The sequence below is a fragment of the Amycolatopsis sp. NPDC049253 genome (assembly GCF_040678995.1).
Classification (GTDB): domain Bacteria; phylum Actinomycetota; class Actinomycetes; order Mycobacteriales; family Pseudonocardiaceae; genus Amycolatopsis.
Window position 1 is genome coordinate 286242 of sequence record NZ_JBFAQX010000007.1, and the last position, 24239, is coordinate 310480.

General features: G+C 71.0%; 20 protein-coding genes and 2 pseudogenes. 7 read left to right on the forward strand and 15 right to left on the reverse strand.

The window, feature by feature from the left end:
- Positions 1–27: 27 nt before the first annotated feature.
- A complete protein-coding gene (locus tag AB0K15_RS19155; RefSeq protein WP_364051691.1) occupies positions 28–987 on the reverse strand; it encodes an RNA polymerase subunit sigma-70 in 960 nt (319 codons plus the stop codon).
- A gap of 209 nt (positions 988–1196) precedes the next feature.
- Between AB0K15_RS19155 and lysA the strand changes: the two genes are divergently transcribed.
- Entirely contained in the window at positions 1197–2534 is a 1338-nt protein-coding gene (gene lysA / locus AB0K15_RS19160; protein ID WP_364051967.1) for a diaminopimelate decarboxylase, read from the forward strand.
- A 19-nt stretch (positions 2535–2553) separates the two neighbouring features.
- Here lysA and AB0K15_RS19165 read toward each other — a convergent pair whose 3' ends face one another.
- The 3 genes from AB0K15_RS19165 to AB0K15_RS19175 are packed head-to-tail and all read right to left on the reverse strand — an operon-like array spanning position 2554 to position 5363.
- The gene (locus AB0K15_RS19165) at positions 2554–3012 is read right to left on the reverse strand and encodes a dihydrofolate reductase (protein ID WP_364051694.1); all 459 of its coding nucleotides are present in this window, start codon (positions 3010–3012) and stop codon (positions 2554–2556) included.
- Positions 3009–3806, reverse strand: coding sequence for a thymidylate synthase (locus tag AB0K15_RS19170; protein ID WP_364051697.1), 798 nt, complete (start codon positions 3804–3806; stop codon positions 3009–3011). Before AB0K15_RS19170 ends, AB0K15_RS19165 begins: the two co-directional genes overlap by 4 nt.
- A gap of 15 nt (positions 3807–3821) precedes the next feature.
- Positions 3822–5363 carry an APC family permease gene (locus AB0K15_RS19175; RefSeq protein ID WP_364051700.1) on the reverse strand — a complete coding sequence of 514 codons (1542 nt, stop codon included), beginning with the start codon at positions 5361–5363 and terminating at the stop codon, positions 3822–3824.
- Positions 5364–5674: 311 nt separating this feature from the next.
- On the opposite strand from AB0K15_RS19175, the gene AB0K15_RS19180 reads away from it, so the two are divergent.
- Complete coding sequence (locus AB0K15_RS19180) at positions 5675–6172, forward strand: Lrp/AsnC family transcriptional regulator (RefSeq protein WP_364051703.1); 498 nt, start codon at positions 5675–5677, stop codon at positions 6170–6172.
- Between the two features lie 122 nt (positions 6173–6294).
- On the opposite strand, the pseudogene AB0K15_RS19185 reads toward AB0K15_RS19180, so the two are convergent.
- The 4 genes and pseudogenes from AB0K15_RS19185 to AB0K15_RS19200 all read right to left on the reverse strand — a co-directional run.
- Positions 6295–6421, reverse strand: a pseudogene (locus tag AB0K15_RS19185) (IS30 family transposase); the annotation flags it as partial.
- A gap of 574 nt (positions 6422–6995) precedes the next feature.
- Positions 6996–9179: an RNA polymerase recycling motor ATPase HelR gene (gene helR / locus AB0K15_RS19190; RefSeq protein ID WP_364051706.1), complete on the reverse strand. Its 2184-nt coding sequence runs from the start codon at positions 9177–9179 to the stop codon at positions 6996–6998.
- Between the two features lie 155 nt (positions 9180–9334).
- A pseudogene (locus AB0K15_RS19195) lies at positions 9335–9570 on the reverse strand (LamG-like jellyroll fold domain-containing protein); the annotation flags it as partial.
- Positions 9571–9768: 198 nt separating this feature from the next.
- Positions 9769–10269, reverse strand: a complete 501-nt coding sequence (locus AB0K15_RS19200) for a DUF6328 family protein (protein WP_364051970.1) — start codon at positions 10267–10269, stop codon at positions 9769–9771.
- A gap of 330 nt (positions 10270–10599) precedes the next feature.
- Between AB0K15_RS19200 and AB0K15_RS19205 the strand changes: the two genes are divergently transcribed.
- Positions 10600–11169, forward strand: a complete 570-nt coding sequence (locus AB0K15_RS19205) for a superoxide dismutase (RefSeq protein WP_364051709.1) — start codon at positions 10600–10602, stop codon at positions 11167–11169.
- A 1-nt stretch (position 11170) separates the two neighbouring features.
- Here AB0K15_RS19205 and AB0K15_RS19210 read toward each other — a convergent pair whose 3' ends face one another.
- Both AB0K15_RS19210 and AB0K15_RS19215 read right to left on the reverse strand, forming a co-directional pair.
- Positions 11171–11572: a pyridoxamine 5'-phosphate oxidase family protein gene (locus AB0K15_RS19210; protein ID WP_364051712.1), complete on the reverse strand. Its 402-nt coding sequence runs from the start codon at positions 11570–11572 to the stop codon at positions 11171–11173.
- A gap of 60 nt (positions 11573–11632) precedes the next feature.
- The gene (locus tag AB0K15_RS19215; RefSeq protein WP_364051715.1) at positions 11633–14212 is read right to left on the reverse strand and encodes a DUF2339 domain-containing protein; all 2580 of its coding nucleotides are present in this window, start codon (positions 14210–14212) and stop codon (positions 11633–11635) included.
- 124 nt (positions 14213–14336) lie between these two features.
- On the opposite strand from AB0K15_RS19215, the gene AB0K15_RS19220 reads away from it, so the two are divergent.
- Positions 14337–14630: a hypothetical protein gene (locus AB0K15_RS19220; RefSeq protein ID WP_364051718.1), complete on the forward strand. Its 294-nt coding sequence runs from the start codon at positions 14337–14339 to the stop codon at positions 14628–14630.
- Between the two features lie 134 nt (positions 14631–14764).
- Here the strand turns inward: AB0K15_RS19220 and AB0K15_RS19225 are convergent, their stop codons facing one another.
- The gene (locus AB0K15_RS19225) at positions 14765–15715 is read right to left on the reverse strand and encodes a Gfo/Idh/MocA family oxidoreductase (RefSeq protein WP_364051721.1); all 951 of its coding nucleotides are present in this window, start codon (positions 15713–15715) and stop codon (positions 14765–14767) included.
- A gap of 74 nt (positions 15716–15789) precedes the next feature.
- On the opposite strand from AB0K15_RS19225, the gene AB0K15_RS19230 reads away from it, so the two are divergent.
- The gene (locus tag AB0K15_RS19230; protein WP_364051724.1) at positions 15790–16344 is read left to right on the forward strand and encodes an isochorismatase family protein; all 555 of its coding nucleotides are present in this window, start codon (positions 15790–15792) and stop codon (positions 16342–16344) included.
- Positions 16345–16355: 11 nt separating this feature from the next.
- Here the strand turns inward: AB0K15_RS19230 and AB0K15_RS19235 are convergent, their stop codons facing one another.
- Positions 16356–16874, reverse strand: coding sequence for a 3,4-dihydroxy-2-butanone-4-phosphate synthase (locus AB0K15_RS19235; RefSeq protein ID WP_364051727.1), 519 nt, complete (start codon positions 16872–16874; stop codon positions 16356–16358).
- A complete protein-coding gene (locus tag AB0K15_RS19240; protein WP_364051730.1) occupies positions 16874–17665 on the reverse strand; it encodes an alpha/beta hydrolase in 792 nt (263 codons plus the stop codon). Before AB0K15_RS19240 ends, AB0K15_RS19235 begins: the two co-directional genes overlap by 1 nt.
- A gap of 182 nt (positions 17666–17847) precedes the next feature.
- Between AB0K15_RS19240 and AB0K15_RS19245 the strand changes: the two genes are divergently transcribed.
- Both AB0K15_RS19245 and AB0K15_RS19250 read left to right on the forward strand, forming a co-directional pair.
- Positions 17848–20166, forward strand: coding sequence for a GAF domain-containing protein (locus AB0K15_RS19245; RefSeq protein WP_364051733.1), 2319 nt, complete (start codon positions 17848–17850; stop codon positions 20164–20166).
- Positions 20163–22112 (forward strand): GAF domain-containing protein, encoded by a 1950-nt coding sequence (locus AB0K15_RS19250; RefSeq protein ID WP_364051736.1) that lies wholly within the window; start codon positions 20163–20165, stop codon positions 22110–22112. Before AB0K15_RS19245 ends, AB0K15_RS19250 begins: the two co-directional genes overlap by 4 nt.
- On the opposite strand, the gene AB0K15_RS19255 is transcribed toward AB0K15_RS19250, so the two are convergent.
- Together AB0K15_RS19255 and AB0K15_RS19260 are read right to left on the reverse strand one after the other, a co-directional pair.
- Positions 22009–23544 carry an AMP-binding protein gene (locus AB0K15_RS19255; RefSeq protein WP_364051739.1) on the reverse strand — a complete coding sequence of 512 codons (1536 nt, stop codon included), beginning with the start codon at positions 23542–23544 and terminating at the stop codon, positions 22009–22011. The two genes, AB0K15_RS19250 and AB0K15_RS19255, sit on opposite strands and share 104 nt — an antisense overlap.
- A complete protein-coding gene (locus tag AB0K15_RS19260; protein WP_364051742.1) occupies positions 23544–24125 on the reverse strand; it encodes an NADPH-dependent FMN reductase in 582 nt (193 codons plus the stop codon). Before AB0K15_RS19260 ends, AB0K15_RS19255 begins: the two co-directional genes overlap by 1 nt.
- Positions 24126–24239: the final 114 nt, after the last annotated feature.

Here is a 24239-nt window from a genome sequence, read left to right on the forward strand (position 1 = left end):
GTTCCCGCGCCGGGACCCTGAAAAGTGTTACCCGACTGGCAGTACTTGCGGGAAATCGAACAGCTCGAACACCACCGGCGAGAATGTTGTCACTTCAGCGACATTCCCCCGCGCGATTCGCAACACGTTGAGCCCGAACGCCCGGAACTCGCCGTCGAGCCGGACGTAGGTCGCGAGCGCCGGGAGGCCGTTGGCTCGTGTTGCCAGCACGTGGAAAGCGACGGCGTCCGGACCGCGCAGCGCCGGCGCCCAGCCTTCGAGCACCGTCTCACGGCCCGTGTACCAAGTCGGCTCCGCGCCGACGTGCCCGCCGGCGCCCGGGGCGTGACTGCAGCGGACGTCTTCGCGCAGCAGCGAGGCGAACGCCTCTTCGTCGTGATCCACCAACGCCGCCATGTACCGAGCCACCACGGCGCGTTCCTCGTCGCTGCCCTCGGCGGACCAGTCCGTGCGCTGCGCCGGCAGGTGCTCCTTCAGCGCCGCACGCGCCTGCAGCACGGCGGTGTTGATCGACGCCGGCGTCGTCTCGAGCGCGGCCGCCGTCTCGCGGGCCGACCAGCCGAGCACGTCACGCAGCACGACCGCCGCACGGCGCCGCGGGGACAGGTGCTGGATCGCCGCGAGGAACGCCAGCTCCACCGTTTCGCGCGCGACCACCTCACCGAGCACGTCATCGGGTACCGGCTGCAGCCACGGCACCGCGACGTCGGGCCGCGGCGCCAGATCGGAACCGCTCGCCGCCGGCAAGTCGAGAACGGGCAGCTCACGCGGGTGCGCGGCGAGGTGATCCAGGCACGCATTCGTCGCGATGCGGTACAGCCAGGCGCGCAGGCCCGCGCGGCCGTCGTAGGTGCCGCGGCCGCGCCACGCGCGCAGCAGCGTCTCCTGCACCAGGTCCTCGGCCTCGTCGAAAGAACCCAGCAGCCGGTAGCAGTGCACCCGCAGCTCGTGGCGGTGCGTCTCGGTTTCGGTCGCGAAGTCCGTCATCTCTTCCACCATGTCCCATGAGACGGGACGCGGCGGGAAAATTCGACTCTTCGCAGGTCAAACGGAATTGTGGCCGAAGTTACTCGCGCGTTAAGAACGTGTCAGCGCGGCCGGGCGGAGCGTCAGGGTGGTGTTCACGGCTGGGGCGAATCGAACACCACCGCAGTGTGCTGACGGTGTCCGAATTCGCACATCGCCCGGAGGTCACCGTGACACTCAGCGAGCTCCTCCCCAGCCTCGGTTGTGAGGCCGCCGACCATCTCGAGCCGGGGCTCTGGCCGCGCAGCACCTGCCTCGGCGAAGGCGGTGAGCTGATCTTCGCGGGTGCTCCGGTGAGCCACCTGGCCAACCGGTTCGGGACCCCGGCGTACCTCATCGACGAGGCCCAGGTGCGCGACACCGCGCGCGCCTACCGCCGCGCCCTGCCCGAGGCCGAAGTGGCATTCGCGAGCAAGGCGCTGTGTACGCGCGCCGTGCTGCGCTGGGTGGCCGAGGAAGGCCTGTCGCTGGACACGTGCTCGGCGGGCGAGCTCGCCGTGGCGCGGTCGGTCGGCTTCCCCGCCGAGCGCATCCTGTTGCACGGCAACGCGAAAACCCCCGAAGACCTCAAGGCCGCGCTGGAGTACGGCGTGCGCCGCATCGTGCTCGACTCGCTCGACGAGATCGAGCAGCTCGGCGCTCTGGCGCACGGCGCGCAGCAGGTGATGATCCGCGTGACACCCGGCGTCTCCGGCGACACGCACGCGGCGATCACCACCGGCACCGAGGGGCAGAAGTTCGGCTTCTCGCTGCGCCCGGACGTCCGCGACAACGTGGACCGCGCCGTCGCCGCCGTGCTCGCGCAGCCCGGGCTCAGGCTGGTGGGGCTCCACTGCCACATCGGCTCGCAGGTCGCCCGCGTCGACCGGTACGAGGAGGCTGCGCGGCGGATGGTGGAGGTGCTGGTGCGCGTGCGTGACCAGTACGGCGTCACCCTGCACGAGCTGGACCTCGGCGGCGGCCACGCCGTGCCGTACCTCGACCGCGAGGCCTCGTTCGACCTCGACGGCTACGCGCGTCGGCTCCGGGTCGCGCTGGCCTATGAATGCTCGTCGCACGACTTTCCGTTGCCCCGCTTGACGATCGAGCCCGGCCGCGCGATCGTCGGCCCCGCCGGGATCACGGTCTACCGGGTCTGCGCGGTGAAGCGCGGCAGCCGGACGTTCGTCGCCGTCGACGGCGGCATGAGCGACAACGCGCGCCCCGCGCTGTACGGCGCCCGCTACACCGCGCGCCTCGTCGGTCGGCACACGAAGGCCGCGCGCACGCCGATGACCGTGGTCGGCCGCCACTGCGAGTCGGGTGACGTGCTGGCCGACGACGTCTGCCTGCCCGACGACGTCCACGCGGGCGACCTGCTGGCCGTGCCGTGCACCGGCGCGTACCACCATTCGCTGGCGTCGAACTACAACCTCGTTGGCCGCCCGCCGCTCATCGGCGTGCGTGACGGCGTCGCGAAGCTGCTCGTGCCGCGCGAAACCGAGGAGGACCTGCTGCGGCGCTGCTGACCGTTGCCGGTTGCTGACCTCAGCCCCAGGTCAGCAACCGGTAGTGCAGCCCCGTCGTCGACTCCTGCCACTCGCCGGTGGAGTCCGGCGGGCGCCCCACTTCAGGCGCGTACGTGTCGCCCTCGAAGTGCTCCTGGATCTCGGTGACCACGATCCGGTCCGCGAACGGCAGCGCCGCCCGGTACACCGCTTCGCCGCCCATCACCCACACGTCCTCGGACACCGCGGCGAGCGCCTGCGACAGGTCGGGGAACGTCTCGACGCCGTCCTGCGCAGTGCTCGACAACACGAGGTTGCGCCGGCCGGGCAGCGGCCGGAACTTCGGCGGCAGCGACTCCCACGTGCGGCGGCCCATCAGCACGGTCGCGCCCGAGGTCAACGTGCGGAAGTGCTTCATGTCCTCCGGCAGCTGCCACGGCAACGCGCCGTCGCGGCCGATCACGCCGTTGGCCGACTGCGCCCAGACCAGCCCGATCACACCGCCACCGGTGCCTTGATACCGGGATGGGGGTCGTAGCCGTCGACCGAGATGTGCTCGTAGGTGTAGTCGAACAGGCTGCCGGCCGGCTTCAGGCTCAGCGTCGGGAACGGGCGCGCCTCACGCGAGAGCTGTGTGCGGACCTGCTCGACGTGGTTGTCGTAGATGTGGCAGTCGCCGCCGGTCCACACGAAGTCGCCAACGCGCAGGCCCACCTGCTCGGCGATCATGTGCGTGAGCAGGGCGTAGCTCGCGATGTTGAACGGCACGCCGAGGAACAGGTCGGCACTGCGCTGGTAGAGCTGGCAGGACAGCTCGCCGTCGGCGACGTAGAACTGGAAGAACGCGTGGCACGGCGGCAGCGCCATCCGCGGGATGTCGGCGACGTTCCACGCGGACACGATGATCCGGCGTGAGTCGGGGTTCTCGCGCAGCGTCTTGAGCACTTCGCTGATCTGGTCGACGTGCCCGCCGTCAGGGGTCGGCCACGAGCGCCACTGGACGCCGTAGACCGGGCCGAGGTCGCCCTCGGCCGACGCCCACTCGTCCCAGATCGTGACGCCGTTGTCCTGCAGCCAGGAGACGTTGGAGTCGCCGCGCAGGAACCACAGCAGCTCGTAGGCGATCGAGCGGAAGTGGACCTTCTTGGTCGTGACCAGCGGGAAGCCGTCGGCCAGCCGGTAGCGCAGCTGGTGCCCGAAGATCGACCGCGTGCCGGTGCCTGTGCGGTCCTGCTTGACCGCGCCCGCGTCGAGCACGTGGCGGAGCAGGTCTTCGTACTGTGTGTCCGGCATGCCCACCAGCCTAAATCAGGCCTCGATCGACTCGCCGTCACGCGCCACCGACCCGCGGGGCAGGCGCCGGCCGGCGAAGAACTCCCGGCACGCGCGGTGCACGGCGAACATCAGCGGGAACCCGGCCAGGATCGACACGACCCCGATCACCGCGACGCCGCCGATGCCGAACACGGTGGTCTCCCCGGCGTCCGGCTTCGCGTATTCGATCACCGCGAGCACGAGCACGGCCAGGAAGAACACCCCGCCGACGAACGGCAGCACCCCGCGCAGGACGAAGTGGCGCAGGCCGGTCAGCAGGGTCTTGCGGAACACCCAGACGCACGCCAGCGCCGTCATCGTGTACTCGATCGCGATGGTGAGGCCGACGGCGTCGACGGAGTCCGAGAGCACGTTGTCGCTCCACACCGCGAGGAGCACGTAGAGCACGAGCGAGACGAGCCCGAACGTCCAGGTGGAGACCGACGGCGTCTGGTACTTCGGGTGCACGCGGCCGAAGACCTTGGGCAGTGCGCCGTGGCTGGCCATCGACAGCGTGGTGCGCGCGGCGGGCATGATCGTCGCCTGGCTGGTGGCGGCGCCGCTGGTGAGCACGGAGACGATGAGCAGCAGGCCCATCACCTTGCCGAGCCCGGAGCCGCCGAACACCGCGCCGCCGAGGCCGGCCAGCACATCTTCGGAGTTGGCCTCGTTGCCCAGCCCGATGCCGCTCTCGCCGACACCGGCGAACGCGATCGCGGCGACCGTGACGAGCAGGTAGTTGAGCACGAGCAGCACGGTCGAGAGCACGGCAGCGCGGCCGGGCGCGCGGCGCGGGTCGGCCGACTCCTCGTTGACCGACAGCGAGCTTTCCCAGCCCCAGTAGATGAACACGGCCAGCAGCACCGCCGAGACGGCCGTGCCGAGGTTGACGCCGTTGGGCCACAGCCAGCTCCACTGCGGGTGGGTCGCCTGCGGGCCGGCGCTGCCGTCGTAGACGCGGACGAGGGCGACGACGGAGAAGACGACGAGCACGGCGAGCTCGATGCCCAGCAGGATCCACTGGGCGCGCGCGGATACCTCGATGCCGCGGTAGCACAGGTAGCAGAGGGCGAGCAGCCACGCGCAGCCGATGGCGGTGGTCACGGCGCGGTTGTCCGCGAGGCTGTCGGCGCCCAGCAGGAGCAGCGTGTAGCGGCCGGTGAGCGCCGACTGGCTGCTCATGACCAGCAGCTGCGCGACGGTGACCACCCAGCCCGTCATCCAGCCCGCGCGGCTGCCGAACGCGCGCGTCGCCCAGGTGAAGTTGGTGCCGCAGTCGGGTTCGGCGGTGTTGAGCTCGCGGAACGCGACGGCGACGAAGAGGACGGGGATGAACGACAGCAGGATGAACGCGGCCGCCTTGAAGCCGGCGCCCGCGAGCACGATGAAGCCGAGCGTCGCGGCGATCGAGTACGCCGGGGCCGTCGACGACATCCCGATGACCATCGCCGACACCATGCCCAGCGCCCCGGTGCGGAGGCCCTTGGCCGGCACGACCGGAGCGGGGTGTGCACGGAGCGCGACGGCTTCGGACATGACGGGTCCTCCTTATGGGGGTGGGATTTGGTCAGAGCCGCTCGACTTCACTAGGCCTTCCGGGTCTTTCCGGGCCTCTTACGGCCGCCAGACGGTACCGGGTGGGCACCCGGGCCGGGCACCCCGTGTGCGCCGTCGCACACCTGTGCGCCGAAAACATCACCTCGATGGCGACTTGACCACTGATTTCGCCGTTGTCATCGGCCTTGCCTGGGAATCGCGTGAATCCCGAATCAAACTCCTGTTCCGGCGCGAGGGCAGATACGCTGCGCGCCTAAGGAATCACATGCCGAAACACAGGGAGGGACGGCATGGGTGACGGAAACCGTACGAAGATCGAGGAGCAACGCCCGCCGAAGGCGTTGGACGGCACCGACAGAACCTTGATCGCCCTACTCCAGAGTGACGGCCGCGCCTCGTTCACCGCGCTGGCCAAAGCCGTCGGGCTCTCCGAGGGCGCGGTGCGCCAGCGCGTCCAACGACTGCTTCGCGACGACATGATGCAGATAGTCGCCGTGACGGCCCCCGAACACGTCGATCTGACCCGCCAGGCCATGATCGGCATCACCGTGAGCGGCGACCCGCGGGAGGTCGCCAACCGCCTGTCGGACCTCGCCGACGTCCATCAGGTCGTCCTCTGCGCCGGCCGCTTCGACCTCCTGGCCTCACTGATCTGCCGCGACGACGAGCACCTGCTGGCCGTCTTGGGAGACCAGGTGCGCCCCATCCCCGGGGTGACGTCCACGGAGCTGTTCGTGTACCTGAAGCTGGCCAAGCAGAACTACGCGTGGGGCAACCTGACCGTGTGAGGTTTTCTCCGCGTTTCTCGGATGAGGCCGGGTCCCCGCCTCACTTCCGAGCTTTCAGGGCTGCAGTGTCCGGGTGGTGAGGTGGAGTTTCCGGTTCTGCTGACCGTCTGGGTGTAGATGTCGTTCTCGTGGCTGCCGCGTTGCCACGGCGCGTGGGGATCGCAGAAGTAGACCGGCAAGTTCGTGACCTGGGCGAAACTGGCGCAGGTGCCTTTCACTGCCTTGGTCCCCCGTCAACGGGTGCCGCAGTTGCGCGCGGACTGGTCGTACCTCCAGGGGCTCGGTAGTTCCTTTCGCAGGTCACATGCCACTCCAGCCGGTCAGGACAGTCACGGCGCAGCGTGCGGGTGATGTGCTGCGGCCGCCACCGCGGGGTCAGCCCATCTTGACGATCGCCCGTAATGCCGGGATCCACAGCGAGTCTGCGGGTCTTGGGACGGGCTCGCCGGCCCACAGCGATCTGATCGGCGGTGAGGCTGATAGGTCCCTGACCGGTTGCTGGTTGCGGCCCAGTTCCGGGCTGGTCGTCGAGAACTGCCAGCGATGTCCCAGACTCACGGACCCGGTCGGCGATCAGGATCCGCTCCTCCAGCATGGGAAGCCGCGGGCAACACCGAACTCTGTGGACAGGTGCTGCCTCGGACGAGTGGGTTGTGGACAACTCGGAGCCGCCGTGCGCCAGGCACCAGATCCGATATCTGATGGGAGGCATCCACCACGCCGGCACCGAGCGCCTTCCACAGCCGCAACAACCTCACCGGTCAACGGCTCTCGGCCGCGCGGGACAACAACGCCGGGCCGTCACCGCAGCCCAGCGCTTCCCTCACACATAACGGCGATGACTCACCCGCCCACCACCATCCGACACCGCCCCACGCAACGCCGCCGGAAGCGGTCCGTCGTGCACGATCCCGAGCCGCTGGGTCGCCCGGGTGAGGGCGACGTACAGCTCCGCCGCCCCGCGAGAGCTCGCCGCGAGGATGCCGGCGGGGTCCACGACGAGCACCGCGTCGTACTCCAGGCCCTTGGTCGCCGACGGCGGCACCGCGCCCGCCAACCCCGGCGGCCCGATCACCACACTCGTGCCCTCGCGGGAAGCCTCCGAGTCGACAAAAGCAGAAATCGCCAAGTCGTAGGAAGAAACCCGGCGCGACCAAGGTGAGACCCCGCAGGACCGCACCGACTCCGGCGGGCGCACCCCCGGCGCGAACTCCGCCAGCAGCCGCGCCGCCACCGCCATGATCTCGGTCGGCGTCCGGTAGTTCACCGTGAGCGGCCGGAAAACCCACCGGTCCGCGACGTAGCGTGACAACACCTCGGCCCACGACCGCGCGCCTGCTGCCGAACGCCGTTGCGCGAGGTCGCCCACGATCGTGAACGACCGGCTGGGACAGCGCCGCATGAGCACCCGCCAGTCCATTTCGGACAGTTCCTGCGCCTCGTCGACGACGACGTGCCCGTAGGTCCAGTCGCGGTCCGCGGCGGCGCGCTCGGCGAGGGCGCGGTTGTCGCGCTCTCGGTGACGCTCCGCGAGCGCGCGCTCGTCCAGCACATCGGCGGCGGTGAGCTGCTCCTCGTCGTCCATCGCCTCCTCGACCTCCAGGACGTCGAGCACACCGGCGGCGTAGTTCTCCTCGACCCGCGCCCGCCGCGCGGCGGCGCGCTCCACCGAACGGTCCTCGCCGAGCAGGTCGACGGCCTCGTCCAGCAGCGGCACGTCCGACACCGTCCACGCCGCGCCGTGCGTCCGGTACAGCGCGGGCGCCCCGCCGGCCGCCGCCACGCGGGTGCGCGACGAATACAGCTGCGCGAGCAGCCGGCGCGGCGTCAGCAACGGCCACAGCCGGTCGAGCGCCGCCGCGAGCTGCTCGTGATCCGCCAGCTCCGCCAGCACCTCGGCGCACAACTCGGCCCGCATCCCGTCCGACGGCGACAGCCAGCCCGCCCCGATCCGGTCCACCGCGCGCTCCGCCAGCCCCCGCCGGACGGCCTCGCGGAACACCGGCCGGGCCTCGTTGTGCGGCAGCCCGGTCGCACGGGCCTCGTCGCGCGCCGCACGGGCGACGTTCGCGTCGAGCAGCACCGGGCCGTCCGTCAGCTCGATCGCCACTGGCTCCGGCGGCAGCTCCTGCCGATCCGCGACGGCCGCGGCCAGCACGTCGAGCATCGCCAGCGATCCTTTGATGCGCTGCAGTTCGGGCTCGTCCTCGGCCGTCACGCTCAGCCCGGGCACGAGGTCGCCCGGCGTCTGGAACACGACGTCGGTCTCACCGAGCGACGGCAGCACGCGGCTGATGTGATCGAGGAACGCCGGGCTCGGCCCGACGACCAGCACGCCGCGCCGTTGCAGCCGCTCGCGCTTCGTGTACAGCAGGTACGCGACGCGGTGCAGCGCGACGGCCGTTTTCCCGGTCCCCGGCCCGCCCTCGACCACGACGACGCCGGGGTGCCGCAGCCGGATGATCTCGTCCTGCTCGGCCTGGATCGTCGCGACGATGTCGCGCATCCCGTCGCGGCGGGGCGCGTTGACGGCGGCCAGCAGCGCGGCGTCGCCCCTGGTCCCGCCGCTGTCGCCGAGGAATTCGTCGGTGAAATCGACAACGCGCCGGCCCCGCGTGTGGAACTGCCGGCGTCGCGCCATTCCTTCCGGTGACGCCGCGGTGGCGCAGTAGAACGCGCTCGCGACCGGCGCGCGCCAATCCACGAGCAGAGGTTCGTAGTCGTTGTCCTCGTCGAAAATGCCCAGCCGGCCGATGTACGTCCGTTCACCGGAAAGGGCGTCGAGACGGCCGAAGCACAATCCGTTGTACGCCACATCGAGCCGCGCGACGGCCTTCGCGCGCTGGGCGGCCTGGACGTCGCGCTCCCACAGCACGTGGCCAGGTTCGCGCAGCGCCTTGACATGCGCTCCGTTCGCCCGCTCCTGCTCGGCGGCGAGCCGATCGTAGAGCGACACGACGTACGCGCGTTCCGCTTGCAATTCCTCGTCGTACCCCTGATTTGACAAGTTCCCTCACAGCGTTTATCCTGATACCAGGTTCGGCGTTCACATGCGGTTTCGACCTGAGCGCCGATTTTCTATTGTCCAGGTCCTGTCAAGTCGAGTCCTTCGGGCAGGAAAAAGGCGCCCCTCGACGTGCGGGGCGCCTTTCCCGGCAGGTCTCAGCCGAGCAGGAAATCGCGGACAGGCAGAGTGCGGTCGACCACGCACACGTCGCCGAGCAGGCCGTAGAAGCTCTGCTCCACCTTGCCGTCGTAGGCGTATGCGCCCACGAACCAGCCGCCGCCCGGGTTGGCCAAACCGTTGGCGGGCGTCTTCGGGTTGCGCGGCAGGGGGAGCCGTCGACGTACGTCGTGGTGTGCTTGCCGTCGTTGGCCACGGCGACGTGCCACCACCTGGCCAGCTCATCGGCGCACGCGGTCCCGCCGCATGGGGCGGTGAAAGCGCCCCAACGCGCTCGCCCACGGCTCACACGGCAGTCGCGCGGCAGGGCCTCGCCGTCGGCAAGGTCTCGCGGTGCTGCCCCGCCAACGCCCGAGTCCTCAGCAGCAGGCCGAGCGGTCCGGCCAGCCTGCGGGCGCAGCTCGTCAGCCCGTCAGCGCTGTCGGTCGCGCGCCGGCCGAGTCGGGCCGGGGACCGGGTCGTCTTTGGGGAGGCGGAGGGGTAGGACGAACCACAGCAAGCCGAACAGCAGGACCGTGAAACCGCCCGCTGCGATGAGGGCTGGGGTGCCGTAGACGACCTTCGCGATGAGGGCGACCGTCAGCGTGACCGCCCCGGCGAGGCAGCCGAAGCCGGCGAGCACGACGCGGTTGCCGACGCGCAGGATCTCATCGCGGCGGCCCGTGCGGAACAGTAGGCGGTGCCACGCCGCGGGCGCGGTGAGCAGCGCCGTGGCGGCGACCGCCAGCAGCACCGCGACCAGGTGCAGCATCTTCTCGAGCCCGCTCGCCGCCTGGAACCGATCCGTGAACACGACCGCCAGCAGGAACCCGAAGAGGATCTGCACCCCGGCCTGCGCGACGCGCAGCTCCTGAAGCAGCTCGCCGACGTTGCGCTGCAGCTTCTGGTTGCGCGTCTCCCCGGTGTGCTCCACGTCGACGTTGTCGATGACCTCGTCGGCCTCCACCGGCGGTGCGCCGTCGGTGGTCGAGCCGGGGCCGGCCCCACGGCGGAATTCGGCTCCTGCGGGGTCGGTGGAGGACGGGTTGGTTCGGCGGTGCTCGTCGGGGTCAGTCATCGGATGGGCTCCAGAGTCGGCTTCGTGTCGAAACACTAAGCCCGACCGCCCGACTCCGCCCCCACCGCGAACCCGGCCGACCTGCCCGTGGAGGATTCACCCGACGCGGCCCACGACGGGGGAACTGCTCACACGTTCGGGTGGCGCCCATGGCGTCGCAGTCCGCGCGCTGGCTAGAGAATGACCATGCGACTCGCTCCCACACTCCTTTCCGCTGCTCTCGCCGCCGGCTTGGCCGGCCTCTCCGGCGCCACCGCCGCCGCGGCGACCCCGGTGCACTTCACCTCCGCGCACGGGACCTTCACCGGATACGCCCCCGGCGCCCACGCCGTGACCTACCGCACCGACCTCGTCCCGGGCGGCGCGCAGGCCCACGTGTTCGGCACGTCCGCAAGGGCCACTGGTACGACGACCGCGCTCGTCGTCACCGGCCTGCTGCCGAACCACCAGTACGGCGCCCACGCCCACGCGAACGCGTGCGGCCCCACCGGCGACGACGCCGGTCCCCACTTCCAGCACACGCCAGACCCGGTGAAGCCTTCGGTCGACCCCGCCTACGCGAACCCGCGCAACGAGATCTGGCTCGACTTCACCACCGACCGCTTCGGCACGGGCCACGCAAAGTCCACTGTGGACTGGAAGTTCGGATCACGACGCGCGCACTCCGTGGTGATCCACGAAACCCACACGCACACCGATCCCGGTCACGCCGGCACCGCGGGCGCCCGGCTGGCCTGCCTGGACGTCGCCTTCTGACCTAGAACCCCCAGGAGCGCTCCGGGACGATGCGGACTCGCACGGAGTACGACGCGTCGAACGCTGCCGCGTCGGCGTATCCGATGCCGGCGTAGGACGGCTCGTACTTGTCGAGGTAACCCGGCGCTTCGGAGGGTTTGCCGTCGTCGACGTGGGCGCGGCCGTTGACGACGAGGATGCTGCCGCCGTTCTCGTCGCTGTTCAGGTGAAAACTCACCTCCGAGCTGGCGGCGATGTGGCGAAGCTTGGCGGTGCCGGGCTGGCTGAACACCAGGATGTCGTCGCCGTCGAGGACGAACCACACCGGGCGTGGTGCGGGGCGTCCCTTCGGCGTGATGGTGGTCAGCCAGCCCACGGGCTCGCCGGCGCGCTTGATCAGGTTCGGGTCGGGTGTGTACGTCATGTTCGGTCTCCCCTCGGAAGTGGTGAGACCAAGAGAACCACAACCCACCGACAGTTTCCGCTAGCGCGAGGCGACCATCCGCGCATATCGGCTCCCTGCAAGCAAAAGAACCAGACCGGCGCCGAGAAATGCACCCACTCGGGCGAGCCCGTCGAGTGCCGCGAGGTCGAACAGCACCAGCTTCGCGACCGCGGCGGCGACCAACACCAGACCCACCACGCGAAGCGCGACGACCGCGATACCGCGGAGAAGCAGGACGAGGGCGGCGACCGTCCAGGAGACGGTGATCAACGCGTGGCCCAGCAGGAAACCGGACCGGCCGGGAACGGCCAGGAGTGCCACGCACAGGACGAGGCCGGCGGCGCCGTAGAGGGCCGCGAGGCCACCGGGCAGCCACGGCAAAAGCTTGCTGGGCTTGAGGATTTCGAGACGTTCGGCGGCCCAGGTCAGCGCGATGGCGACGCCCAGCATGAGCGTGGCCGCGGCGAGTGCCGTGAGCAGGTCGGCGGTCGTGTGCGGACTCGGGACGACGAGCAGCGCCGGCGTGACGTCCTCGACGATCGCGACGAGTCCGCCGATCACCGCGAAAGCCAGCGAACCCGCCAGTACGAAACGGTTCTTCGTGTAGCGGGCGGCGAACGCGAGTGCCACGGCTTCGCCGAGCAGCACCGCACCACCGTCGAATTCCGTGACAGTGGCCTGCAAAGCGGCAACCAGACCGGCGACACCCGCGACAGTCCCGGCTTGGCCGCGCACGAACGGCCATGTCGCGACAAGGACAACCGCCACCGCACCCGCCAACAGCGCGGCCTGCGTCTTCGGCAGCACCACCGCGGCGGCCAGCACGGGCAGTGGCGCGGCGGCGAGGACGGCCAGCAAGGCCGGATCGTTTTCCTTGCGGCGCAGCATGATCAGCGAAACAGCCGCGCTCACGAAGCCTGCGGCGATCGCGACGCCGGTGTTCTGCGTGTGCAGCACGGTGCCGATCAGCGACGCTGTCAAGGGCGGAATCGCGGAAGTGAGCGAAAGGGACCACCACGACCGTCGCAACTGGACGGGCACCGTCGCGATCTGGATGATGAGCAAGAAGGTCACGAGTTCCGGCGTGAAGCCCTGGGTGATCACGGGTGCGCACACGCCGCACGCGACGACGACGGAACTGGCGAGCAGAGGGGAATCCCACATGACGGCGAGCAACAGCCCGCCCACCGCGGTCACGAGGCCGACGGCGAGGCCCGCGGGGACGGGCAGGAACTCGTACAGGGAGGTGGCGGCTATCGCGTCGAGGTAAAGCGTCGCGATCCCTGTCGCGGCGAGGGCGAACGCTCCGGTGCGCGCCGCCGGCTTGCGATGCAGCCACGCCCCCGCCCCGACGAGCGCCGCGCCGAACACGGCACCCACGAGCACCCGGGGCAACGGCCCCAGCCACCCGCGCTGCACCGCGAGCACGAGCAGCAACACGACACCCAGCAACGTCACGGCCCCACCGACCCACGCGAGCAACCGCGACCCGGCGCCCTCCTTGCCGAGCCGCTCGCTCAGGGTGGGCGGCGGCGTGTAAGGCGGAAAGGGGTTGGTCTGGGGGTAGGGCTGCTGCGCGTACGGCGGGGGTGCGGGCTGCATCGGGTAGGCGTACGGGCCTCGGTAGGGCTGGTAGCCCTGGCCGTAGGGCGAGTACGGCTGCGGGCCGGTCTGGGGGTGCGATGGTTGCGGAGCTGCCCCGGGCTGTGCCGGATGTGAGGCGGCCGGATCCTGCTGCGGTGACGTGCCTGGCTGCAGCGGACCGGGCTGCGCTTGCGCCGCCGGCTGCGGGGTGGTCTGGGGCGGCTGATGCAGTCCAGCTTGGTGGGTCGCCTGCGGAGCTGCCCCCGGCGATACCGGGTGTGAGGCGGCCGGGTCCTGCTGCTGCGAAACGCCTGCCTGCGGGCTGGGCTGCGCTTGTTCGGCTGGCTGCGCGCCTGCCTGGGGCGGCTGCTGCAGTCCGGCCTGATGAGTCGACTGCGGAGCTGCCCCGGGCGACGCCGGGTGTGAGGCGGCCGGATCCTGCTGCTGCGAAACGCCTGCCTGCGGGCTGGGCTGCGCTTGTTCGGCAGGCTGCGCGCCTGCCTGGGGCGGCTGCTGCAGTCCGGCCTGGTTGGTCGACTCCGGAGCTGCCCCGGGCGACGCCGGGCGTGAGGCGGCCGGATCCTGCTGCGGTGACGTGCCCGGCTGCAGCGGACCGGGCTGCGCTTGCGCCCCCGGCTGCGGGGTGGTCTGGGGCGGCTGATGCAGTCCAGCCTGATGAGTCGACTCCGGAGCTGCCCCCGGCGACGCCGGGTGTGAGGCGGCCGGATCCTGCTGCGGTGACGTGCCTGGCTGCGGAGCGGCCGGCGGAGTGTCCGCCTGTCCGAGCTGGCTCGGGTCCTGGACCGCAGCGGACGGGTGCGGCTCGGCGAGTGTCGCCTGCTGGCCCGACGGCGCGGGCGGCTGAGGCACAGGCTTGACCAGCGGATTGACCGGCTCACCCGGCGAGGCCGGCGCCGCGGTCGGTGTGCCGGGTGTCCCGGCGGCGCGGAGTTCGGTGCCGACGGCGGTGATGTGCCGGCCGAGGTCGTCGAGGGCGTCGGCGAGGCGGTGCAGCGTGGCGGCGTCCGTGGTCATGCGGTCAGGGTCGGGGATGGGTGGTGGTGATCGGATCCGTAGCACTACTCAACCCCGGACACGGGACGGTTGCGATCACCCCGGGGCTAGTCTTCGCGACGAAGGCGCGGCGACGAGGAGCGGCGTGGACGATCAGCTGCTGGACGACCTCGCCGAGCTGGCCGAGGTGCTCCGGCCGCACGAACCGGGCGCGGCGGCGTTCCTCCGGACGCACCACGAACGGCTCGCACAAGCCCGGACCCGGCCCGAACGGCGGCGGGAGCTGAGGTCGTTGCTCGGACTGTTCCGCGGCGCGGCGGGGAGCTTCAACGACCTCTCCCTCCACGATCACGGCAACCTCCTGCCCGAGAACGCCCGCATGGAGGAGCTGCGGGCGGCTGTCGCGCGGCAGGCTCGGGAGGAGCTGGACCAACGCTGAAGCTCCGGCAGCCAGGCCCGCAAGCCCCGGGGTGAGGTCGCGCCGGTTGCCGTCCACCCGGCGGCGAGGGCCGGCGCGCGAGCCACACTTCGCGGTCCGGGGCTGCCCCGGCAGGAGGGCAACCCCGGAGACCGTCAGCCGGCTTGGGCGATCACCTCGTCCATCGTCGCCATGATCGAGATGGTTTCGTCGAGCGGCATCAGCGGGCTTTCCCGCTCGCCGGCCGCGAGGAGGCGGGCGACCTCGTCGGCCTGGTGGCGGAGGCCGCGGCCGGGGTCGGTGTGGGTGTGGTGGACGGGGGTGCCGCCGCGCGGGGTCACGGTGAAGGAGGCCGGGGCGTAGAAGGCGCCTTCGATGTCCAGGCGGCCCTCGGTGCCGACGATGGAAGCCGTGGTGGCCGAGGCGGCGCGGAGGGTGCAGTTGAGGACCGCGTGGGCGCCGCTGTCGTAGCCGAACAGCATGGACGTCTGGGCGTCGACGTCGGTGAACGCCGGCGAGACGATCGAGGCCACCCGAGAGGGCGTCCCGAGGATCATCGACGCGAACGACACCGGGTAGACGCCCAGGTCGAGCAGCGCGCCGCCGCCCAGGGAGGGCGCGAAGAGGCGGAAGTCGGCGTCCTCGGCGAACCACTGGCCGTGGTCCGCGGAGACGGTGACGATGTCGCCGAGCTCCGGGAGCAGGCTGCGGACGTGGTGGATGTGCGGCAGGAAGCGCGTCCACATCGCTTCCATCAGGAACAGCCCGCGTTCGCGAGCGAAGGAGACCAGCGACCGGGCCTCGTCGGCGTTCATCGTGAACGGCTTCTCCACCAGCACCGGCTTGCCGGCGGACAGCGCGAGCATGGCGTTGTCGTGGTGCATCGGGTGCGGGGTGGCGACGTAGACCACGTCGACGTCCGGGTCCGCGGCCAGGGCCTCGTAGCTGCCGTGGCGGGTCGGGATGCCGAGGCGGTCGGCGAACGCGTCGGCGGTCTCCTTGCTGCGCGAACCGACGGCGGCGACCACGCCGGAATCGGTGAGCTTCAGGTCCTCCGCGAAGGCACCGGCGATGCCGCCCGTACCCATGATTCCCCAGCGCAGCATGCGTCCTCCACGTTCTCGCCCGAAACTGTCGGACCGAAGACATACCATCGACCCCACCGAACGGAGGAGCCGCCATGACCACGCTCGTCAACCGGCCCAAGACCGGCCTGCTCGTGATCGACGTGCAGAACGGCGTGGTCGACCACGCCCACGAGCGCGACAAGATCGTCGCCAACATCGGCGCGCTCGTCGACAAGGCGCGCGCCGCCGAGGTCGACGTGGTGTGGGTGCAGCACAACAGCGAACAGATGCCCCGCGACAGCGAGAAGTGGCGGTACGTACCTGAGCTCGTCCGGCACGACGAGGAAGCGCTGGTGCAGAAGGCGTACCCCGACTCGTTCGAGGACACCGACCTCGAGTCCGTGCTGGCCGAGCGCGGGATCGGGCGCCTGTTCGTCTCGGGCGCGCAGACCGACGAGTGCATCCGCTCGACGCTCCACGGAGCCATCGCGCGCGGCTACGACGCCACCCTGGTCGGCGACGCGCACACCACCGAAGACCTCTCCGAGTACGGCGCGCCGACGCCCGACAAGGTCATCGCGCACACGAACCTGTACTGGACGTACCACACGGCGCCCGGCCGGAAGGCCGGCACGGTGACCACCGAGGAGGTCGACTTCACGGCCTGACCTGCGGGAAGTCAGAACACGTCCGCTGCCGAGACCCTCGGCAGGCCGGCGAGCACCGGTTCCTCACCCTCGACCGTGGCGAGCACGGCCACCGCGGCGAGGCCGGCTCGGCAGCACAGTTCCACGGCCGCTTCCGCCACGCCCGTGCAGCCCGGGCGGGCCAAGAGCGGGACGACGTGGCCAGGCCGGGTGAGGTCGGTCCACGTCGTGGCCGGGGCCGCGAGGGTCCGCGCCGTCAGGGCACGGTCGTGGGCGGAGATGCCGGTGGTGATTCCTTCGGCGGCGTCCACGGACACGGCGAACGGCGGGCAGTCGGTGTCGTCGGCGGGCAGCAGCGGAATACGCAGGGCGCGCAGCCGCTCGCGCGGGAGGGCGACGCAGGCGAACCCGCTGGTGTAGCGGATGAGGAAGGCCATCGACGCGGTGGTCACCAGCTCGGCGGAGAGGACCAGGCAGTCGTCGAGCAGCACCGGTTCGCCGCGGCCCAGGGCCGCGAGCGCTCCGACGTCCAGATCGGCGGCGAGACTCATCAGCCCAGGTAGTCCGTGATCGCGGCGAGCGTGTCGTCCGGGTACTCCAGCAGCATCGCGTGACCGCCGCGCGGCAGGACGCGCAGCGAAGCGTTCGGCAGCAACGCGGCCATTTCCACGGACTGCGACACGGGCGTCAGGACGTCTTCGGCGCCGGCCAGCACGAGGGTGGGGGTCAGCGCCGAAGGCAGGTCCGGGCGGGAGTCGTAGACACGCAGGCCCGCGGCTTGCGCTTCGAAGCCCTCCAGCGACGTCGGGTACGGGTCTTCCGCGGCCAGTTTCGCCTGGGCGGCAAGGGTTTCGTGGTCCGACAACACGCGGGCGGTGAGGCCCCACGCCATGCCGATCACGCCGACGGCCAGCGGGTCGACGTCGGCCCGGCGGAGGGCGAGGCCGGCGTCGAGCCAGGCGTGCTGGATGGGGGTGTACGACGGGAACCCGTTGAGCAGCACGGCTTTCGACAGCAGCGCGCCGTGGCGGATGAGCATCGACTGCAGCACCGACGCACCCAGCGACCAGCCCACGGCGGCGACCGGGCCGAGTCCCAGGAACTCGACCAACGCGGCCGCGTCGTCGGCCAGCGTGTCCACCGCGTACGGGCCCGCGGGCACGGCGCTGCGCCCGACGCCCCGGTTGTCGAAGGTGATCACGGTGAACCGGCGGCTCAGTTCGGGCACCGCACCCGCCCACGCGCTCGAGTTGGCGCCGAGGCCGGCGATGAGCAGCAGTGGCGGGCCTTCGCCCGCGGTGTCGTAGTGGAGGGTCACGCCGTTCACGGTCGCTGTCGCCAAGGTGCACCGTCCTCTCGAAGACACGAGCATCCGGCCGCGCCGGGTCGCGCGACAACGGGAGGATGCACACGAGCCGCACGCCGGACGTGGGCGAACGCACACGCACTGCGCCATCCAGCGGCTTTTGGTCGACGGGGCCGGACATCTGTGGTCAAGATGTCCGCAGGCACCGAGGAGACGAGATGGACACCAACGGCGGTGTGACCACCACGGAACGGGACCTGGCCAGGCTGCTGCACCTGCTCGCCGACGAAACCGGCGCGACGGGCGAGTTCGACCGGCTCGGCGAGGACCTGGCGGGCGAGGGTGACGGCGAGCTCGTCGCTCTCACGCTGACCAGGGCTGCCCGCATCCGCGGGCTGCTCGCCGACCGCAAGCGCCGCGAGCGGGAGATGCAGGCGCTGCTGGACACGGCCAGTGACCTTGCCTCGGTGCGCGAGGTCGACGCCGCGCTCGACGCGATCGTCGCCCGCGCGCGGCGGTTGCTCGGCACGGACGCGGCCTACATGGCGCTCGTCGATCCGGAGACGGGCGACGCGTACATGCGCGTCACGCTCGGCACGATCACGCGGCCCATCGAGTCACTGCGGCAGCCGGCCGGCTACGGCGTCGGGGGCTGGGTCGCGCAGGAGGGCCGTCCGTTCGCCACCGCCAACTACCTGCGCGACGACCGGATCCGCCGCAAGCACTCCGTCGCGTCGGCCGTGGCGGAGGACGGGATCGTGAGCATCCTCGGCGTCCCGATGCGTGTGGGTGCGGAAGTGATCGGCGTTCTGTTCGGAGCCAACCGCGACGAGCGAACATTCGCACAATCCGAGATCGATTTGCTGGGTTCGCTGGCAGATCACGCAGCGATCGTGTTGGAAAACGCACGCCTCTTCGCGGCCACGAAGGCGACCGCCGAGGAGCTGACGGTCGCCAACGACCAGCTCGCCCGCCACAACAAGGCCCTCGAACAGGCTGCGACGGCCCACGAACAGCTGATGGCGATGGTCCTGCGCCGCGCCGACTTGGCCGAGCTGGTGGCGGCGGTCGCGGAAACGCTCGACGGTGCGGTGCTCGCGGCCGAACCCGACGGGACGCCGCTGGCGAAGGCCGGTCCGGCCGAGTTGCTGGACCGGCTGCCGGACCTGCCGCCTGACGACCCCGGTCCCGTTCCCGAGCGGGACCTACGACCGAGCGCGCGGAAGGTTCCGGTACTCGCCACCCAACCCGGCAGGACGCCCCCGGTGAATGCCGATCGGCCGCAACCACCGGAATCCTCAGGCGGCCGGGACCGCGGCCGGACCGGACCGAAGACACCCCCACGCAGCACCGAAGCCGGCCGGGCACCGCTGGTGGAGACCAGCGCCCAGCCACCTGACGCGCCGGGAACCGGCCGAGTCCGCGACGCGCGGGAAGCTACCGCGCTCGCCGCGGAAGCCGGCGGAACGCACCAGGTGGAGGACTGCCTGACGGATCCGGCTCAGCGGCGATGGGAACCCGGAACCGAGCATGGCCGGCGCGCCGACGAGCCCGGTTTTCCTGAACGTCAGACCAGCGGACCCGGCCCCGGCCGCGTGCGGGATCTGGGGCGGCGTGCCTGGACGGTGCCCGTGCGGGCGGGGGCGGAGACGTTCGGGCATCTGCTGTTCGCGGGACGCGCGGAGCCATTGGACACCGACAAGCGGATCCTCGAGCGATCGGCGCAGACGGCGGCCCTGTTGTTGCTGGTCGAACGTCAGATGTCCGCAGCCGAACAACAGGTGCGCGGACAGGTGGTGGACGAGTTGCTCGCCGAACGTGAGCCGGATTGGGCGGCGCTGCGCCGGCGCGCGAAGGTGTCCGGCGCCATCGACTTCTCCGTGCGGCAGACGGTCCTCGTGGTGTCCGCGACAGGCACCACCAGGCGACGGCTGCTGAGAGCCGCCGCCGACTACGTGCGGGCGCACGGAGGTGTGGCGACCGAGCACGGCGGACACGTCGTGCTGCTGCTCCCCTGCGCCGACGCGACGGCTGCCGTCAGAGCCGCGCGGAGGCACCTCGAGCGCGCGACCGACGGCACCGTCACCGCGGGCGTGGCGGGCCCCGCCGCGACCGCGCCCGCCGTGCGGGACCTGCACCGGGAAGCCGAGCGGTGCCACCGGTTGCTCGTCGCACTCGGGCGTGCGGGCACCGCCGCCAGCCTGGCGGACCTCGGCGTGCTCGGCCTGGTGCTCGACGGCGCCTCGCGCGAACACGTCCGCCGCCTCGTCGAGGACAGCGCCGGCGCGATCCTGGTCTACGACGCCGAACACGGCTCCCTGCTGGCCGAAACCCTCGACGGCTACTTCGCCGCCGGCGAGAACCCCCGCGCCGCCGCGCGCCGGCTGCAGGTGCACGCCAACACCGTGTACCAACGCCTCGACCGCGTCGACCAGGTGCTCGGGCACCGCCGTTGGCGCGAACCCGCGGGTGCGCTCACGCTGCGCATCGCCCTGCAACTCCGACGCGTAATCGACCAGATCCCGGTGGTGTCATGACAGCGGAAGCGCTCACCAGGTCCACGGTGGACAATCCCGTCGAAGTCCTCGCCCACCTCACCTTCCTGCTCGCCGAAGAGGCGCCGGCCGGTGACTTCGAGGCCGTCGAGGCGCACGTCCGTGCCCTTCCTGAAGGTGACCGGAAGAACGTGTTGCGGCGAGCGATCGCGGACGCCCGAACCGTCCGCGGCATCCTCGCCCGCCGCGCGCAGCGCGAACGCGAAACCCAAGCCCTGTACGAAACCGCGCGCGACCTCACCTCGCTGCGAGACGTCGACGAGGTGCTCAGCGCCATCGTCGACCGCGTGCGCCGCCTGCTGGCGACTGACTCCACCTACATCGCCCTCATCGACGACGACACCGGCGACGCCTACATGCGCGTCACCTCCGGCACGGTCACCGCGCCGATCCGCTCGGTGCGCCAACGGCCCGGCTCAGGCGTCGGCGGCCGCGTGATCGAGACCGGACGTCCGTTCGCCACCACCAACTACCTCACCGACCCGCGCATCCACCGCGAAACGCAGGTGGCGAGCGCCGTCGGGGAAGACGGCGTGGTGAGCATCGCCGGTGTGCCGATGAAACTCGGACAACGCGTGATCGGTGCGTTGTTCGCAGCCGATCGTCACGAGCGAACTTTCGATCAACACGACATCGCTCTGTTGACCTCGCTCGCGCACCACGCGTCGGTGGTGATCGACAACGCGCGGCTGTTCGGCCAGCTCGGCAGCACCACGGAGGAGCTGCGCGAAACCCACGCGCAAATGTCCGAACAACGCCACGCGCTCGAGCTCGCCGGTGCCGCCCACGAGCTCCTGATGCCGCTCGCGCTCGCGGGCGCCGACCTCGGCGAGGTGGCCGACACGATGGCGCGCCTGCTCGACGGCACCGTCGCCCTCGAGACCGGCACCGACCGCGTCGCCGCCACCGCGCCCGGTGGGATCCCGGTCGACTCGGTGTTCCACTCCGGCACCGTCGTGCCGCTGCGCGCCGGCGGCGAGACGCACGGGCGGCTGTACTTCGGCCGCACCCAGCCGTTGACCGAAACCGAACTCGGCACGCTCGAACGCGCGGCACAAACCGCGACGCTCCTGGTACTTCTCGAACGCCAGACGGCAACAGTCGAACAAGACCTGCGCCACGAGCTGGTGGAAGACCTCCTCGGCGAGCGCGAACCCGACTGGGACTCCATCACGCGGCGTGCGAAAAGGTTCACGGTTCTGGTGGAAAACGAACCGCACGTGATCGTGGTGGTATCAGGCGACGCGCCGGAACTCACCACCGCCGCCGAATGCGCTGCCACCCGGCGCGGCGGCCTCGCGAGCGAAGTGGACAGTCACGTCGTCCTGATCCTTCCCGGGTGTGACGCCGGCGCCATCGCCCGGGCCGTCGCGGCCGAGCTCGACGCCGGCACCCCCGTCACCGCCGGAGCCGCCGGCCCGGCCCACGACCTCCCGGCGCTGCGCACCACCCACCAGCAAGCCCTGCGCTGCCACCGCCTTTTGCTGGCCCTCGGCCGAAAAGGCAGCGGCGCCGGCCTCGACGAACTCGGCGTGGTCGGCGTGGTGCTCGACAACGTCGGGCCCGACCAGCTGCACCGCGTCGTCCGCCGAGCCCTGGGACCACTGCTCGACTACGACGCCGAACACCGCTCGTCCCTGCTGGCCACCGTCGAGTGCTACTTCGACCGCGGCCAGAGCCCGCCCGCCGCGGCCCGCGCGCTCGGCATCCACGTCAACACGCTCTACCAGCGCCTCGACCGCATCGACCACGTGCTCGACGGCGCCGGCTGGCGAGACCCCGAAAACACCCTCGACCTGCAGGTCGCCCTGCAGCTCTACCGGCTCATGCCGGATCCCGCCGAGCCCGCTCCCGCAGCACGAACTTCTGCACCTTCCCCGTCGACGTCTTCGGCAGCTCGCCGAACTCCACCGACTTCGGCGCCTTGAACCGCGCCAGCCGCGACCGCACGTGGCCCACGATCTCCTCTTCCGTGGCCGACGCGCCCGCGTGCAGCGTCACGTACGCCGCCGGCACCTCGCCCCAGTGCTCGTGGGGCGCGGCGACCACGGCGACCTCCAGCACGGCCGGGTGGTCCGCGATCGCCTGCTCCACCTCGACGGACGCGATGTTCTCGCCGCCGGAGATGATCACGTCCTTGCTGCGGTCACGCAGTTCCACGTAGCCGTCGGGATGGAGCACGCCCAGGTCACCGGTGCGGAACCAGCCGTCGGGCGCGGCCGCGCGCGTGGCCTCGGGGTCTTTGAAGTAGCCGAGCATCACGTTGTTGCCCCGCAACGCGATCTCGCCGACGGTGGCACCGTCGGCGGGCACGTCCACCCCGCCGGCGCCGATCACCCGCACGACGCAGGCGATCATGTTCCCCACACCCTGCCGTGCCTTCATCCGCGCCTGCGCCGCCGCGTCGAGGCCGTTCCACTCCGGACGCCAGTCGCAGATCATCGCCGGTCCGAACGTTTCCGTGAGTCCGTACAGGTGTGTCACGTCGAACCCCAGCTCACCCATGCGCCGCAGGATCGCCGGTGACGGTGGGGCGCCACCGGTCGCCACGCGCACCGTCGGGGTGACCGGTGCGGCTTCTTGTGCGTAAGCCAACATCGACAACACCGTGGGCGCGCCGTTGAGGTGGGTGACGCCCTCCTCGCGGATCAGCCGCCACACTTCGGCGGGCTCGACCTTCGGCAGGCACACGTGCGTCGCTGCGGCTGCCGTGACGGCCCACGGGAAACACCAGCCGTTGCAGTGGAACATCGGCAGTGTCCACAAATGCACAGATGATGGTGACAATCCCACGTGGCCCACCATCGCCAACGCCTGCAAGTACGCGCCGCGGTGGTGGTACAACACGCCCTTCGGCCGGCCGGTGGTGCCGGACGTGTAGTTGATCGAAAGCACGGCCCGCTCGTCATCCGGGGTCAACGCCAGCGGAGAAGCGGCCGCGAGCAACGCCTCGTACTCGTCCCCGGCCCGGATCCGCCGCACCCCGCTGACGCTCGACAGCACCTCGTCCACCAACGGGTCGAACACCGGATCGTGCACCAGCACGGACGCCTCGGAGTGCTCCAGGATGTACGCCACCTCGCGCGCCGACAGCCGCGTGTTCACGGCCACCAGCGGCACTCCCGCCCACGGCACGCCGAAGTTGGCCTCCAGCAACACGTGCGTGTTCGGCGCCAGCACCGCCACCGGACGTCCGCCGGCCAACGGCGCCAGCGCCCCCGCCAGCCGACGGCACCGGTCGTGCAGCTCGGCGTACGTCCACCGGGAAGCGCCGTCCACCACCGCGACCCGAGAGCCGTGTGCCGCCGCGGCGCGGTCCAGGTAGGACAGTGGCGTCAGGGGTTCGAACGAGAGCTCCATCAGGCGACCCGCGCCGAGGCGACGAGACCCGCGAACCGCACCACCTCGTCGGCCACCAGGTGCAGCTGCTGCACCACGCGCGGCTGGTCACAGGCACCGTCGGCGAACTGCGTCTCCAGCGAGTTCACCACGGCGCCGTACGGCGTGACCCAGCCACGCAACGCGTGTACCACCGAGCGCAACGCCCCGAGCGTCGTCACCCCCGCCTGCCACCCGTGCGCCGCCACGACCAGCCCCACGGCCCGGTCGGAGAGGTAGGACAACGGGTCCTCGCGCATGTCCTCCACGTAGTCCAGGGCGTTCTTGACCAGCCCCGACATCGACCCGTGATACCCGGGCGACGCGATGATCACCCCGTCGGCCCGCCGCAGGTGCTCGACGAGCTCTCGCGCCACCGCGCCACCCTCGCCGCCCGGCGCGTACATCGGCAGCTGGGCCAACGAAGCGCCCGCGAACGCGTGCGTGGTCGCGCCCAGCTCCTCCGCGTGCCGCAACGCGATCCGCAGCGACTGCTCACTCGACGATCCGGGGCGCACGGTGCCCCCGAGGCCCACGATGTGCAGCTGTCCAGCTTGTTCCACGACCCACCACCCGTCACTCTCGCTGACTTGGCCACCTCATCGTCAGCGGGAGCCGGGCGCGGCGGCAATGGGAATCCGCACATGCCGTGGGCCCGCAGCGCGCACGAACTTCCG

Bases quoted from the DNA above. Each gene is read 5' to 3' on its own strand.
- AB0K15_RS19155 (WP_364051691.1), bottom strand. From the start codon at position 987: ATGACGGACTTCGCGACCGAAACCGAGACGCACCGCCACGAGCTGCGG.
- AB0K15_RS19170 (WP_364051697.1), bottom strand. From the start codon at position 3,806: ATGCCGGACACACAGTACGAAGACCTGCTCCGCCACGTGCTCGACGCG.
- AB0K15_RS19175 (WP_364051700.1), bottom strand. From the start codon at position 5,363: ATGTCCGAAGCCGTCGCGCTCCGTGCACACCCCGCTCCGGTCGTGCCG.
- AB0K15_RS19180 (WP_364051703.1), top strand. From the start codon at position 5,675: ATGGGTGACGGAAACCGTACGAAGATCGAGGAGCAACGCCCGCCGAAG.
- AB0K15_RS19205 (WP_364051709.1), top strand. From the start codon at position 10,600: ATGCGACTCGCTCCCACACTCCTTTCCGCTGCTCTCGCCGCCGGCTTG.
- AB0K15_RS19210 (WP_364051712.1), bottom strand. From the start codon at position 11,572: ATGACGTACACACCCGACCCGAACCTGATCAAGCGCGCCGGCGAGCCC.
- AB0K15_RS19215 (WP_364051715.1), bottom strand. From the start codon at position 14,212: ATGACCACGGACGCCGCCACGCTGCACCGCCTCGCCGACGCCCTCGAC.
- AB0K15_RS19225 (WP_364051721.1), bottom strand. From the start codon at position 15,715: ATGCTGCGCTGGGGAATCATGGGTACGGGCGGCATCGCCGGTGCCTTC.
- AB0K15_RS19230 (WP_364051724.1), top strand. From the start codon at position 15,790: ATGACCACGCTCGTCAACCGGCCCAAGACCGGCCTGCTCGTGATCGAC.
- AB0K15_RS19235 (WP_364051727.1), bottom strand. From the start codon at position 16,874: ATGAGTCTCGCCGCCGATCTGGACGTCGGAGCGCTCGCGGCCCTGGGC.
- AB0K15_RS19245 (WP_364051733.1), top strand. From the start codon at position 17,848: ATGGACACCAACGGCGGTGTGACCACCACGGAACGGGACCTGGCCAGG.
- AB0K15_RS19250 (WP_364051736.1), top strand. From the start codon at position 20,163: ATGACAGCGGAAGCGCTCACCAGGTCCACGGTGGACAATCCCGTCGAA.
- AB0K15_RS19255 (WP_364051739.1), bottom strand. From the start codon at position 23,544: ATGGAGCTCTCGTTCGAACCCCTGACGCCACTGTCCTACCTGGACCGC.